This window comes from Rhizobium sp. GN54 (genome assembly GCF_021026345.1).
Lineage (GTDB): Bacteria > Pseudomonadota > Alphaproteobacteria > Rhizobiales > Rhizobiaceae > Mycoplana.
Genome location: NZ_JAJNCZ010000001.1, coordinates 931,521 through 945,664, shown reverse-complemented (window position 1 = coordinate 945,664; position 14,144 = coordinate 931,521). Strand labels below are relative to the sequence as shown.

The following is a 14,144-nucleotide window of genomic DNA, read 5'->3' as shown; positions in this document are numbered from 1 at the left end:
CGCGATCGTGCCGGGCCTCAGATCGTCATGAGGCCCGGATATCAAGGATCGAGCATGTATCAAGCGGAACCGAAAATCCTCGCCAGCGCTCGTCATCGCCGCATGCCGTGGAAGAACGGCGGCGGGGAGACGGTGGAGGTGGCCGTATACCCGGAAGACAGCGACCTTGCGGGCTTCGGCTGGCGGGTCAGCATGGCAACGGTTGCAAGCGACGGGCCGTTCTCCCTCTTTCCCGGCATCGACCGGACGCTCGCGCTCCTCTCCGGCGACGGCATGGAACTAGAGATCGAGGAAACGGGGCGGCATTTGCTGGTGCCGGACAGCACGCCCCTCGCCTTTCCGGCCGACGCGCCGACATCGGCGCGACTGACCGGCGGCGCGATCACCGACCTGAACGTGATGACGCGACGTGGGTTGTTCCGCCACACGCTCGGGCGCATTCGGCCCGGATCGGGGCCGAAGCTGGACACCGCGCATGACTGGACCCTCGTGCTTGCCCTCGCGGATCTGGAGATCGTGGCCGCGGGCACGCCGTTCAGGCTGGAACCGCTGGACGCGCTTCTCATGGAAGGCGGCCGCGAAACCGCCATCGACCGCCCCGGAGGCGATGCCTACCTGATCGGCATCGACAGGGTCTGACCGAAGCCTTTCGATCTGGCCCGGCTCCCGGGCTTGTCGGCCGGATGCGACGGCGCTACACCGGCGCATCGAAAGATGGGAGACGAGAGATGAGACACCGGCAGTTCGGACGCACCGCCTTCACCACCACGGATATCGGCTTCGGCGCCTGGCAGATCGGCGGCGCCTGGGGCGACGTCAGCGAGGCGGACGGGCGCTCCGCCCTCAACGCCGCGCTCGACGCCGGCATGACCTTCATCGACACCGCCGACGTCTACGGCGACGGCCGCTCGGAAAAGATCATCGCCGACGTCCTGAAGGCGCGCGGCGGCACGCGACCGATGGTGGCGACCAAGGCGGGCCGCCGGCTGTCGCCGCACATCGCCGACGGCTACACCAAAGCCAATCTCGAAGGCTTCATCGATCGCAGCCGCCAGAACCTGCAGGTGGACCGGCTGGACCTCGTCCAGCTTCATTGCCCGCCGACCGAGGTATTCTACCGGCCGGAGGTGTTCGAGGGGCTGGAGGAGATCAAGGCTTCCGGCAAGATCGCTGATTACGGCGTCAGCGTCTCGACGGTCGAGGAAGGGCTGAAGGCGATCGAATATCCGGGCGTCGTCAGCATCCAGATCATCTTCAACATCTTCCGGCAGCGCCCGGCGCACCTGTTCCTCAAGGAGGCTGCGCGCCGGAACGTCGCGGTGATCGCCCGCGTGCCGCTCGCAAGCGGCCTGCTGTCCGGCAAGATCACCCGCGAAACCGCGTTCGCCGCTGACGATCATCGCGCCTTCAACCGCCACGGCGAAGCCTTCGACGTCGGCGAGACCTTTGCCGGCGTTCCCTTCGAGGTGGGGCTGCAGGCGGTCGAGGAGGTTCGCAAGCTGGTGCCGGCGGGTGCGGGCATGGCCGCCTTTGCGCTTAAATGGATCCTGATGAACGATGCGGTCGGCGTCGTCATCCCCGGCGCCCGTAACGCGGCGCAGGCGGAGGCCAATGCGAGGGCCGCCGATCTGGCGCCGCTCTCCGCCGAGGTGATGGCCGCGACCGCCGACATCTACGACCGGCTCGTGGCGCCGCACGTCCACCATCGCTGGTAGGCGATCGATCCCGGTTCCCGCAAGGTCCACAGGGGCGGAATGCGGGTCCGGCCCTGCACGAGGCGCATAAACGTGAATGATATCCGCTATCATGCCTATCTATTTCGTTTATACTTCGTGCAGCGCTAGGCTCGCCTCACCCGTTCAAAAAAGCACTGGGAAAAGGGGAACGATCATGAACATGAGCATTGCCGCGCTGGCGCTTGTCGCTGCCAGCCTTCTCGCCACGACCGCATCCGCCGAGACACTGACGATCGGCACGGAGGGCGCCTATCCGCCCTTCAACTACCAGGAACCCTCCGGCAAGCTCGGCGGCTTCGACGTCGATATCGGCCTTGCGCTCTGCGAGAAGATGAAGGTCGAATGCGAGGTCGTGGCGCAGGACTGGGACGGCATCATTCCCGGCCTGCAGGCGAAGAAATACGACATGATCATCGCCTCGATGTTCATCACCGACGAGCGCAAGAAGCAGGTGTCCTTCACCGACCCCTACTATCTCGCCGCCATGACCCATGCCGCACCGAAAGGCGCGGGCATCACCGACTTCACCAACGAGGGCATGGCGGGCAAGACCATCGGCGCCCAATCCGGCACCACGCAGGCCGACTACGTCGCCGCCGTCTATCCCGATGCCGACATCAAGCTCTATCCGACCCAGGACGAGGTCAACCTGGACATGGCGAACGGCCGCCTGGATCTGCAGGTGGGCGACATGATCCCGCTGCTCGACTGGGTGACGAAGAACGACGACGGCAAGGCCTGCTGCGAACTGATCGGCGAGCCGATCACCGACAAGAAGTTCGTCGGCGAAGGCGTCGGCATTGCCGTGCGCCAGGAAGACACCGCGCTCCGCGAGCGGATCAACCAGGCGCTGAAGGATATCCGCGCCGACGGCACCTACCAGAAGATCAACGAAAAATACTTCAGCATCGACGTCTATACGATGAAGTAGAGGCCGCTTCGGGCCGCCATCCTCCTGACGCACGGGAGGATGGCCGCCCGGCGCCCGCCACCAGATCGGGCCTCTGTCTCCATGCCGACCAATCGCCTCGAACGCTTTGCCCATAACCTCGACTGGAACCTGCTCCGCACCTTCATCGTGGTGGTCGAGGAAGGCAGCATCACGCGGGCGGCAAACCGGCTCCTGCTGCAGCAGCCGGCCGTCAGCATGGCCTTGAAGCGGCTGGAGCAGACCGTCGGCCACAAGCTGATCGACCGCCGGCCGGGGCGCTTCGAACTGACCGAAGCGGGCGAGCGGCTGCATGCGCTGTGCCGCGACATCTTCACCGCCGTCGTGCGCCTGCCCGAGGCGATGGAGCCGACTGGCCACGACGTCACAGGCCACATCACCATCCACACCGTCAGCCACGCACTGAACCCGGACTGGGACCGGGCGCTCGCCGCCTACTTCCGGCTGCATCCGCGGGTCACCGCGGGCGTGAAGGTGGAAACCACCTCCGACGTGATCCGGTCGGTGGAACGCGGTATTGCCACGCTCGGCATCTCCGACGGCATCATCCCCGCGGGCCTCGCCTGCACGCCGTTCTGCATCGAGACCTACGCGCTCTACTGCGGCCGCGACCACCGGCTGTTCGGCAGCGAGGACGTGCGCATGGAGGCCCTGCGCGGCGAACCCTATGTCAGCTTCATCTCCGACGTCCTCGGCGGACCGCACATGGGGCCGGTCACGGCCGTGCGCGCGGTGGGTTCGTTCGGCCAGCAGGTCCGGGCGATCGCCTTCAACGTCGAGGAGGTGCTTCGGCTCGTCATCGCCAATGCCGGCATCGGCATGCTGCCGGTGCATCTCGCCCGGCCGGCGCTGTCGGCCGGCGAACTCTGGCAATTGCCGCCCTACCACGACCTGCCGCAGACGGAGACCTTCCGCATCACCAATCCGGGCGCGGCCCTCAACCCGGCCGAACGCGCATTCCTGGCGCATATCGCAAGCGTGCCGCCCTTCCGGCACCCGTCTTCATAAACGAAATCGATAACCGCCTTCATCCCTATAAATTTGAACGGGGGTAAAAGCTCGCGTAGATCAGGCCCGACACAGCTGGCCGGACGTCCGGCGACCTCACTCCAAGGGGATCAGGAACATGCAGCACCATGACGTAGCCATCATTGGCGGCGGGATCGCCGGCCTGTCGCTGGCCTCTTTCCTGGCGCCGCATCGTTCGGTCGCCGTGCTCGAGCGGGAGGCGGCGAACGGCTATCACAGCACCGGGCGCTCGGCGGCCGAGTTCACGCTGCGCGACAACGCCCCGCCGGTGAACGCGCTCGCCCGCGTCAGCCATGCCTTCATGGCGGAGCCGCCGGAGGGGTTCGCCACCGTTCCGCTGCTGACGCCCCGCGGCAGCCTCTGGATCGGCACGACCGGCAAGGAGGACGCCGTGGAGCGCGCCCGGCTGGCTGCGGAGGACGCCGGCGTCGCTGTCGTGCCCTTGACCATCGAGGAGGCCGTCCGGCGCGTGCCCTTCCTCGACCCCGCCTATCTCGGCGCCGCCTATTTCGATCCCGACTACTGGGACATCGACGTGGACCAGCTGCTGCAGGGCTATGCGCGCTCGGCCCGCCGGGCGGGGGCGGTCCTGCTCTCCGGCGCCGAGCTACTGAATGCGCGCCACGACGGACGGCGATGGAGCCTCGAGACTTCGGCGGGCGCGATCACGGCCGATCTCGTCGTCAATGCGGCGGGCGGCTGGGCGGACACCGTTGCTGCCCTTTGCGGCGTCAAGCCTGCCGGCATCGTCCCGCACCGCCGGACCGCCGTTACCGTGGAGCTGCCGGCCGGGATCGACGCGGGCGCGCTGCCGGAGATCAACGAGATCGACGACACCTATTATTTCAAGCCGGATGCCGGCCGCCTGCTGGTCTCGCCGGCGGACGAAACGCCCTGCGAGCCCGCCGACGTGCAGCCGGAGGAACTCGACGTCGCCTATGCCGCCCACTATCTCGAGGAGGCGACGACCCTGACGGTCGGCCGTATCGCCAGCAGCTGGGCCGGGCTGCGCAGCTTCGCAGCCGATCGCCTGCCCGTCATCGGCCCGGCCAGAGACAATGCCACCTTCTTCTGGCTCGCCGGCCAGGGCGGCTTCGGCATCCTGACCTCGCCCGCGATCGGCCAGCTCGCCGCCGGCCTGATCGCCGGCCTGCCGCTTCCGGACGCCTTCGCCCAGGAGGGTATCGATCCGGCCGTCTTCTCGCCCCGCCGCCTCGATTGAGGCCGGGCACGCGGCAGAGCCGAAAATGCGAAGGGGCGCCGAAGCGCCCCTTTCTTATTTCTGCCCGATGGCCTGTCCCTCGGGACCGGCCGCGGCCGGAGCGCGGGCGCCCTCGCGGTCCTTCCACCAGCGCGACAGGAACAGCAGGATCGGACCGCCGATATAGATCGACGAGGACGTGGCGACGACGACGCCGAAGATCATCGGCCAGGCGAACGGCTTGACCGTGTCGCCGCCCCAGATCGCCATCGGCAGCAGCGAAACAGCGACGGCGACCGAGGTGAAGATGCATCGCATGATCACCTGGTTGATCGACAGGTCGATCAGGTCGGAGAACGGCATCGACTTGTACTTGCGCAGGTTCTCGCGCATGCGGTCGTAGACGACGACCTTGTCGTTGACCGAGTAGCCGATCAGCGTCAGCACGGCGGCGATCGCCGTCAGGTTGAAGTCGATCTGCATCAGCGCGAAGAAGCCGATCATCTTCGTGATGTCCAGGATCAGCGTCGCGATCGCGCCGACGGCGAAGTGCCATTCGAACCGCCACCAGATGTAGATCAGGATCGCCAGCATGCCGAGACCGACGGCGATGAAGCCGGAGCGAGCGAGCTCGGTGCTCACTGTCGGGCCGACGACTTCGGTGCGCTCGAAGCTGGCGTCCGGGATGACGTCGACGACGCCCTGGCGGATCTGGTTCAGGGCCGCGGTCTGCGCTTCCTCGCTGCCGGGCTGCCGCTGGACGCGGATCAGCACCGAGGCCCCGTGGCCGAATTCCTGCAGCGCCACCTCGCCGAGGTTCAGCCCCTCCAGTTCCTCGCGCAGCGTGCCGAGATCGATCGGCGTCTTCGAGGTCGCCTCGACCTGGATGCCGCCGACGAAGTCGATGCCGTAGTTCAGGCCGGGGGTGAAGAACAGGATGATCGAGCTGATCGACAGGAAGGCCGACACGCCGATCGCGATGAAGCGACCGCGCATGAAGGAGAAGCTCGGAATGCTGCGCACCGCGCCGATGATCGAATGGATCTCGATCTTCTTCATCTTGCGGCGGACAACCGCCTCGCGCATCAGCAGTCGGACGACGGTGATCGAGGTGAACATCGAGATCGCGAGACCGATGATCATGGTGATCGCGAAGCCGCGCACCGGGCCGCTGCCGAACATGAACAGCAGCAGCATACCGACCATCGTCGTCATGTTGCCGTCGACGATCGTCGCATAGGCCTTGTTGAAGCCGACGTCGAGCGCCTTCATCGCGCCTGAGCCGGAAGCGGTCTCCTCGCGGATACGGGCATTGATGAGGATGTTCGCATCCACCGCCATGCCGATGCCGAGGATGATGCCGGCGATGCCGGGCAAGGTGAGCGTCGATCCGAGCAGGCCGAGGACACCGATGGTCATGACCGTGTGCAGGACCAGGCCGACGACGGCGATGATGCCCCAGGCGCTGTAGAGGCCGACCATCAGGGCGATGACGAAGGCGAGACCGGCGAGACCGGTGTAGAGGCCCATGCGGATCGAGTCGCTGCCGAGGTTCGGGCCGACGGTGCGCTCCTCGATGATGGTCAGCGGCGCCGGCAGGGCGCCCGAGCGCAGCAGTGCGGAAAGAACCGTCGCCTCCTGCGGGGTGAAGTTGCCGCTGATCTGGCCCTGACCGCCGAGGATGGGCTCGCGGATAACGGGCGCGGTCAGCACCTTGCCGTCGAGGACGATGGCGAAGGGCCGGCCGACATTGGCCTTGGTAATCTCGCCGAACTGACGCGCGCCGGTGGTGTCGAAGGTGAACGAGACGATCGGCTCGTTGGTGCGCTGGTCGAAACCGGCCTTGGCGTCGGCGAGGCGGTCGCCCGAGATCGCCACGCGATCCTCGACCGCGTATTTCTGGCCGTCATTGGCGCCGGGCAGGATCGACACGCCGCGCGGCGGCACGCTGTTCGGATCGGCGGAGGCATCCAGCATGTGGAAGCTCATCTGCGCGGTCGAGCCGAGAAGCTGGCGGAGCCGGGTCGGATCCTGCAGGCCGGGCAGCTGGACGAGGATGCGGTCGCCGCCCACGCGCTGGATCAGCGGCTCGGCGACGCCGACCTGGTCGACGCGGCGGCGGATGATCTCGAGGCTCTGGTCGACGGCCGCGGTCATGCGGTCGGCGACCCCGGCCTCGGTCAGCGTCACGGCGACGGTGTCGCCCTGCTGCTGGACGTCGATGTCGGCGGCGGTCGCGCCGAAGCCGAGCGTGCCGGCGGGGGCTGCGAGATTGCGGATCTCCGGCAGGATCTTGTCGCGCGCTTCCGGCGAGGTCGGCGTCACAACGATGGTGGTGCCGTTCAGCCGGGCGGCCGAGGCGCGTTCGCCGGCGGTGCGCAGGATGCCGCGGACGTCGTTGAGCAGGACGTCCATGCGCGCCTTGGTCAGGGCGGCCGAATCCACCTCCAGCACGAGGTGCGAGCCGCCCTTGAGGTCGAGGCCGAGCGTCACGGGCTTGGCCGGCAGGAAGCTGCCGAAGCGCTCGAGCTGCGAGGGCGTCAGGATGTTCGGGACGGCCGTGAGGACGCCGAAGATGATGATGACGAGATAGGCCGCGAGGGCCCATTTGGATGTGCGCATGGAAAAATCCGCTTCAGGTGCGAGGGAGCGTCGGGCCGGGGGCCGCAAGGCTCGGGTATCGTCGGAAATGCGGCGCGCCATGGCGCCGGATGCGGCCCCGGGGGGGCCGTCAGAGGACGCCTTGCGGGGGCGCCCGCCCGTCAAAATGATGCCGGGGCGTGGCGGCGTGGACTGCCTCGTCCGGCAATAGGCGGCCTGCGACGTCGGCGAGCTTTGCCGAAGGCGACGGCCGGCTGGAGAGCGGCAGGCCGAATTCCGGCCACGGATCGCCGCCGCCGGACGCCTTTGCCTTGGCGGCGCGCCGTTCGGTGGCGCTTGCCGTCACATGCCAGCTGTCGCTGCTGCCCGATCCGCCGCCGGCGGACAGCGGGCGCGACCCGGCATTGCCGGAAGCCTTGTCGGCCGCCGTGCGCGACACCGCCGGATCGGCGGCGGAGCGGACGGAAACCTTGCGTTCGAGGGTGACGAACTGGCCGACGACGAGGGCGAGCATGAGCAGGAACGCCCCGAGGAAACCCCGCTGCCGTTCCGTCACGCCGCTCGAATGTCCAACCGTCATGGCCCTCGCCCGTTGAAGCTCCGGCACCGGGCCGAAGCACCGTGCCAAGAACCATCGGCGTTGCGTCAAGTCAACCCCGACGGCCGAGATTGCATGCGGGACCGGCATTCTTGCCGGTGCCGCAGTCCGATGCATGTAGGCCGCAGACCCCTGCCCTGCCGGACAGGTCCGACCCCGGCCAGAATCCTCCTGTTGGCCCGGAAATGCAAGAAGGACCAGCACGGACGACGACGCAAGCTTCCGCCGGCGCTGTTACACGCGGGTCATTTTGGCCACGTAGCGTCCCGTCACGGCCAACGATTCCCCGGAGGCAGGTCCGCATGATCGACGAGCGCCAAGACGAGGACCGCCCCGGCAGCTCGGCATTCGACGATGCGTCCGCCCGCCGGCGGTTCTCCACCATCCTCGCCGAGCTTGCCGACGATACGGCGCGCGAGCGCATCAGCGTCGGCGACATTCTTGCCGCCATGGGCGACCGTGCGTTCGGCGCGCTGATGTTGATCTTCGCGCTGCCGAACATCCTGCCGACGCCGCCGGGCACGTCCGCGATCCTCGGCGCTCCCCTGGTGGTGCTCACCGCCCAGATGACGCTCGGACTGAAGCCGTGGCTGCCGAAGATCATCGCCGCTCGGTCGATGACGACGAAGGACTTCGCAACCATCGTCGGCCGGCTGATGCCGCTGCTTGTGCGCGCCGAGCGCCTGCTGCGCCCGCGGCTTGCCTTCCTGGCCGCGCCACCGGCGGAGTATGCGGTCGGCGCGGTCTGCTTCGTCCTCGCCGTCGTGCTGTTCCTGCCGATGCCGCTCGGCAACATCCTGCCGGCGCTGGCGATTTCGCTGGCCGCCTTCGGCATCTTGGAGCGCGACGGGGTCTGGGTCGTCGCCGGCCTCGTCTGCGCCGTCGTCGCCCTGACCGTGGTGGGCGGGGCCGTCGTCGCCGCCACGCTCGCCTTCATGCTGGTCGTGCAGCATCTCCTGCTCTGAGCTGGGGCCTAGAGCTCGTGCACGGTCACCCCGGGGCAGGCCCGCCTTGCGATGTCGCACAGGTGCTGGTGGTGCGTCAGGTAGACGACCTGTCCGACCGTCGCCATCTCCGCCATCAGCCGGAAGGCGTTGAAGGCGCGGCCGTCATCGAAGGTCTCCATGATGTCGTCGGCGACGAAGGGCAGGATCTCGCGGTTCGCCGCGACCTCGTGATAGCCGGCGACGCGCAGTGCCAGGTAGAGCTGGAAGCGCGTTCCCTTGGAAAGCTCGCGCGCGAGCTTCGATCCGCCGGCGGCCGCGGCCGCGACGAGGATCTCCTGGTCCTTCTCCACCACAGTCGCGAGTCCCGCATATTCGCCGCCGCTGATCGTGCGGAAGGCGTCCGAGGCGTGGCGCATCATGGCGCTGCGATGGCGTTCGCGATAGAGCCGCAGCGCCGCCTCCGCCGCCTGGATGCCGGCGCGGGTGGCAAGATAGCCCCTCGCCCGCTCGGCGAGATCGACGATCAGCGTCCGCCGCCGCTCCTCGATCGCCGCGACCGTTCCGTCCGCGCCGATCGCCGCCAGCGCATCGGCGGCCTTGATCCTTGCCGCATGCGCCTCGCGCAGCTCCCCATCCTGGTCGTCGTGCAGGGCCCGCAGCCGCTCGCGCTCGACGCGCAGTTCCGCCTCGTCGCTTCCGGCAAGCGCCGCCTCGGCCTCGTCGGCGGTGGCGGTCAGCATGGCGCGCGCGAGGTCGAAGGCGATCTCGTCGGCACGCTGGCGCAGGTCCTCGCGCTCGCGCAGCCTCTCCAGCACCCGTGCCGCCTCCGCCAGCGTGTCGCAGCCGAGTGCTGCGCAGATGTCGCCCGTCTGCCGGCGGTGCACCGACAGCCGGTCTTCGAGAGCGCTGCGCTCCGCCTGAAGCCGCTCCAGATCGGCGCGCAGGCTTTCGCCGCGGGCGTCGACATCGCGCGCACGCTGCAGCCGTTCGCCCGCGCGCCGCAACAGCGCCAGCGGATCGTCGGCCTCCTCACCGAGCCTTTCGGCAAGATCGCCGGCGATGCGGCGGAAATGGGCCTCGTCGCGGCGCATGGCCTCGATCCGGCGGTCCAGTTCGCGTTTCGCATCGACGAGCCGGGCAATGTCGTGGACCACGGGCAGGAGCGCGCCGGCGCGCGCCGTGTCGGCGGCGGCGCCAGTGGCCGCAAGCCAGGTGCCTTCGCAGGCTGCGTCCCATTCCGCCTGCCAGGCAGCAATCGCCGCCTCAGCCTCCGCCCGGCCCGCCTCGCGCTCGCGGTGCCTGATTTCCGCCGCCGCAAGCGCCGTCCGCGCATTGCGCCCGCCGGCGATGGCCTCGCCGAGGGCGGCGGCGCGATCGTCGGCGCCGAGCAGCAATTCCTCGAGGACGGTCGCGGAAACGTCCGCCGGTGCCGCCCGCCCGAGCGCCGAAGACAGCCGGCCGGCGCCCTCTGTCGCCTCCTGCTTCGTCACCGACAGGGCGGCGCGGCGGCCGGCCAGAAGGTCGGCGGCGGCGATCGCATCGTGCCACTGCTCCACGGCACGCTCGATACCCTCGATTTCCGCAAGCGCGCCCGCAAGCCAGGCCGCGGCCGGCTCGCCATCCGGCTCCGGCAGCGCTACTTTCCGTGGCGCCGAGGCGGCTGCGCCCAGCGAGACGGCGGCAAGACCCGTAGCGGACGGCCTTGCCCGGCCGGCGCCGGCGTTGCGGCCGGTCGCGGCTGCGCGCCCTCCGGGTCCTACCCCGTCGGACAACGTCCTGATCCGGTCGTCCAGCCCGACACGATTCCTGGCCGCGCGTTCGAGGTCGGCCTCGAGCGTTTCCAGCCGCGCCTCGTTGCCGGCAAGCATGCGCTCGGTCAGGCGCAGCTCGGAAAGCTGCCCCGCCTGCGCCAGCCGCTGGTCGGCGGCGTGGTCACCCTTGCGGAGCAGGGCCTCGAAGCGCTCGGCCGTCCCGGCATCGAGCGCCGCCCGATGCGCCTGCCATGCCTCGTCGCGGGCGCGGCGCAAGGCGCCGGCCTCGTCGTCGCCCACCAGCGTCTCGTTCCGGCGCATGCGCTCCAGGCCGGCGCGCTGGCCGGCAAGTTCGCGGACGAGATCGCGCGCCTGCGCCTCCATCCTTTCCGCAGCCTCGGCATGGCGGCGAACGGCGGTCTTGAGGCTTTCGATTGTGTCCCGACCGGGAATGTCCGCCGCCCGCACGGCTTCGACGTCGTCGCCCCAGCCGAGATGGTCGAGGCTTGCCGCCAGCGTCGCCTGCGCGGTCGAGACCTCGCGCTCGCCGTCGCGCAGCCTGTTCGCAAGGCCGTTGGAGCGCAGGGTGCGGGTCAGCGTCACAAGACGGTCGCGGGTCCCGGTGGTTTCGTCCTCCTGCCCGCCGTCCCCCAAGGCGGCAAGCGCGGCCGCTGCGGTCTGCCGGCTGCCGTCTGCCTCGACCTCCTCGCGCCGTGCCGCCAGCAGCCGCTCGTCCAGCCCCGCGCGCGCAGCGACCAGCCCGGCGAGCGTCGCGGCGCGGTCGGGCGGCAGCACGAGATCGGCAGCCTCCGTGCCGGTCGGCAGGGCGATGCGGGCGAGCTTCCCGGCAATCTCCCCCTCCAGCCGATCGCGCTCGGCGATGCGGCCGTCGAGATCCATGCCGGCGGTGTGGTAGCGCGCCTCCAATGGCGAGCCGGCGAGTGCGGCGATATCCGCCTCCACGCCGCGGATCGCCGGATCGCCGACAAGCGCCTCCAGCGCCTCCTGCCGCTGGCGGCTCTCCGTGGCGATCCGCTCGCTGCGGGCGGCAAGCTCGGCCTCCTCGCGCATCAGCGTTGCGACGAGGCCGTTCCATTCCTTCGGCGGCGCATCGCCGGAGGCGAAATCCGCAAGCTGCGCGCGCACGCCGCGAAGCCGCTCCAATAGCGGGATCGCAGCCAGCCTGCGCTCCAGCGCATCGAGCCCCGCCCCGGTCGCGGAGCGGGCACGCAGCGCCTCGTCATAGCGGGCGGTCGAAGCCTCCAGCTGGCGGGTCAGGCCGGCATAGTCGCGCGCGGCGACGTCGAGCGTCCGGCGCTCCTCGCGCAGCGCCTCCATCTCGGACTTGAGCGTCGCCAGTTCGTGCTTGCGCGCCTGCGGGCGGAAGAAGGCGTCCGCCTCGGCCTTCATCTTCTCCAGCCCGGTCGCAATCCCCGAAAGCCCGGAGCTGGCGGAAAACAGCAGCGCGCCGAGTTCCCCCTCGCTCTTCAGGATGCCCTCGCCGCCGCGCTCGATGCTCTCGTCGTCGAGCGAGAACATCATCTGGTAGGCCTGCCGGTCCATGCCGCCGAGAACGGACGCAAAGAGCGTATCCGGCAGGACCCGGTCGTCGGGATCGACGAGCGATCCCTGCCGCCGCTTCAGCCGCACCACCTCGTGGCGCTCGGCACCGATCGTCACATCCGCGCCGATCCGCATGGTCGGATGGGGATGCAGGAAATTGTAGGTGCTGTGCAGCTCGATGCCGAAGAGCAGGTCGAGATAGGCCGAGAACAGCGTCGACTTGCCGGCCTCGTTGGGGCCGTAGACGAGATGGAAGTCCGGCACGCCGGCGCGCGCGGTGCCGAAATCGAGGCGCCGGTCGGTGAACTTGCCGTAGCGCGCGAGGTCGAGGCGGTTGAGACGCATCAGGCGCGATCTCCTTCCCGCTCGGCGGCAAGCCTGGGGATGACCTCGGATGCGCCGCGCAGGGCGGCCGCTGAAAGCAGCGCCTCCTCCTCCGCCTCGTCGGTCCCGAGCAGGTCGCGCACCTCGCGCGGCAATTGCGACATCAAGGCCGACAGCGTCTCGCGCAGTTCGGCGCGATAGGCGTGCGAGGCCAGCACGTCCTGTTCCATGATGGCGGCAAGCTCGGCGAGCGCGCCGAGATCGTCCTGCCCACCCGCCTGCGCCGCCGGGCGGACGTCGAGTTCCACCGCCTCGATCCAGCAGGCGCCCACGCCCTCGGCCACGGCCTGCAGTTCGGCGGCCAGCAGGTCGCGATCGCGCTGCAGCCGCCAGGCAAGCGCGGTCGCGCCGGACAGCGTGACGCGGCAGACGATCTGGTCGGCCGACAGTTCCTGCCTCGCCTGCTCCAGCGCGGCCCGGACGGCGCCCAGCATGGCGGTCCAGTCCTCCATGCCTGCGACATCGACCGAGAGACGCTGGAATGCCGCCACCGCCAGGAAATGTTCCTCCAGGCCGAACGTGCCGTCGTCGCCGACGGTCACGAGCGTGACGGATTTCGACCCGGCCTCGTTGATGTCGCGCCCCTGCGGAATGCCGGGCATGACGACCGGCGGGTTCCGGCTGTGGACCGCGCGCTGGTGGATGTGGCCGAGCGCCCAGTAGTCGAAGCCATGGGCAAGGAGATCGGCGAGGCCGACGGGAGCGTAGTTGTCGTGCCGGCTGGAGCCGGCGAGGCTCGTGTGCAGCATGCCGATGTTGACGGCATCGGCAACCGGCGGCTTGTAGCCCGGCAGCAGGCTCGCCGGTGCGTGCGGCTGGCCGAAGCTGATGCCGTGCACATGCACCTCGCGGCCGTTGCCGAGCGCCCCTGCCCTGACGGGGCGGCCGCGGCCGTCGAAGACATGAACGTTCGGCGGGAAGGTCAGTTCGCGCGTGATCTGCGACTGGGCGTCATGATTGCCGCGGATGATGAAGGCGCGGATGCCCGCGGCCTCCAGCCGTCGCATCTGGGCCGAAAGAAACAGCGCCGTCGCCATCGACGTCTGCGCGCCGTCGTAGAGATCGCCGGCGACCAGCAGCGCATCGACCTCCTCGGTGATCGCAAGATCGACGATGCGCTCGAAAACCCGGCGCGAGGCGCCGCGCACGAGATCCGCCAGGTCGCCGTTGCGCAGGGCAAGCGACGCGATCGGCGAATCCAGATGCAGATCGGCGGTATGCAGGAAGCGGAAAGGCATGGCCGACCTTTCCGCGCAGGGGCACCCCGGTCAATGCTCTTTCAGGCCGTCCCGGCGCTTATTCACCAATGAATTTCGACAGGCCGTTGAAGAAAGCGAAATGATTGTTCAATAAATGAAGCCGGTTCCCAAAAAGAACCTTCAAAT

General features: G+C 69.0%; 10 protein-coding genes. 6 read left to right on the top strand and 4 right to left on the bottom strand.

Features of this window, described 5'->3' with window-relative positions; genetic code table 11:
• Positions 1–54 precede the first annotated feature (54 nt).
• From LQK81_RS04500 to LQK81_RS04480, 5 genes are all read left to right on the top strand, one after another.
• On the top strand, positions 55–639 hold the full coding sequence (locus LQK81_RS04500; RefSeq protein WP_230803783.1) for a HutD/Ves family protein: 585 nt from the start codon (positions 55–57) through the stop codon (positions 637–639).
• Positions 640–728: 89 nt separating this feature from the next.
• Entirely contained in the window at positions 729–1,715 is a 987-nt protein-coding gene (locus LQK81_RS04495; RefSeq protein ID WP_230803776.1) for an aldo/keto reductase, read from the top strand.
• A gap of 175 nt (positions 1,716–1,890) precedes the next feature.
• Positions 1,891–2,667: an ABC transporter substrate-binding protein gene (locus LQK81_RS04490; protein WP_230803775.1), complete on the top strand. Its 777-nt coding sequence runs from the start codon at positions 1,891–1,893 to the stop codon at positions 2,665–2,667.
• 81 nt (positions 2,668–2,748) lie between these two features.
• Positions 2,749–3,693 (top strand): LysR family transcriptional regulator, encoded by a 945-nt coding sequence (locus tag LQK81_RS04485; protein ID WP_230803774.1) that lies wholly within the window; start codon positions 2,749–2,751, stop codon positions 3,691–3,693.
• 118 nt (positions 3,694–3,811) lie between these two features.
• Positions 3,812–4,936: an NAD(P)/FAD-dependent oxidoreductase gene (locus LQK81_RS04480; protein ID WP_230803773.1), complete on the top strand. Its 1,125-nt coding sequence runs from the start codon at positions 3,812–3,814 to the stop codon at positions 4,934–4,936.
• Between the two features lie 54 nt (positions 4,937–4,990).
• Here the strand turns inward: LQK81_RS04480 and secD are convergent, their stop codons facing one another.
• Both secD and LQK81_RS04470 read right to left on the bottom strand, forming a co-directional pair.
• On the bottom strand, positions 4,991–7,537 hold the full coding sequence (gene secD / locus LQK81_RS04475) for a protein translocase subunit SecD (RefSeq protein WP_230803772.1): 2,547 nt from the start codon (positions 7,535–7,537) through the stop codon (positions 4,991–4,993).
• Between the two features lie 109 nt (positions 7,538–7,646).
• Positions 7,647–8,096, bottom strand: coding sequence for a hypothetical protein (locus LQK81_RS04470; RefSeq protein ID WP_230803771.1), 450 nt, complete (start codon positions 8,094–8,096; stop codon positions 7,647–7,649).
• 320 nt (positions 8,097–8,416) lie between these two features.
• Here LQK81_RS04470 and LQK81_RS04465 point away from each other — a divergent pair, with 320 nt between their 5' ends.
• Positions 8,417–9,079 (top strand): exopolysaccharide biosynthesis protein, encoded by a 663-nt coding sequence (locus tag LQK81_RS04465; protein WP_230803769.1) that lies wholly within the window; start codon positions 8,417–8,419, stop codon positions 9,077–9,079.
• An 8-nt stretch (positions 9,080–9,087) separates the two neighbouring features.
• Here the strand turns inward: LQK81_RS04465 and LQK81_RS04460 are convergent, their stop codons facing one another.
• Together LQK81_RS04460 and LQK81_RS04455 are read right to left on the bottom strand one after the other, a co-directional pair.
• The gene (locus tag LQK81_RS04460) at positions 9,088–12,720 is read right to left on the bottom strand and encodes an AAA family ATPase (RefSeq protein ID WP_230803768.1); all 3,633 of its coding nucleotides are present in this window, start codon (positions 12,718–12,720) and stop codon (positions 9,088–9,090) included.
• Positions 12,720–13,997, bottom strand: coding sequence for a metallophosphoesterase family protein (locus LQK81_RS04455; RefSeq protein ID WP_230803766.1), 1,278 nt, complete (start codon positions 13,995–13,997; stop codon positions 12,720–12,722). The genes LQK81_RS04460 and LQK81_RS04455 overlap by 1 nt, the downstream gene beginning before the upstream one ends.
• Between the last annotated feature and the right edge of the window lie 147 nt (positions 13,998–14,144).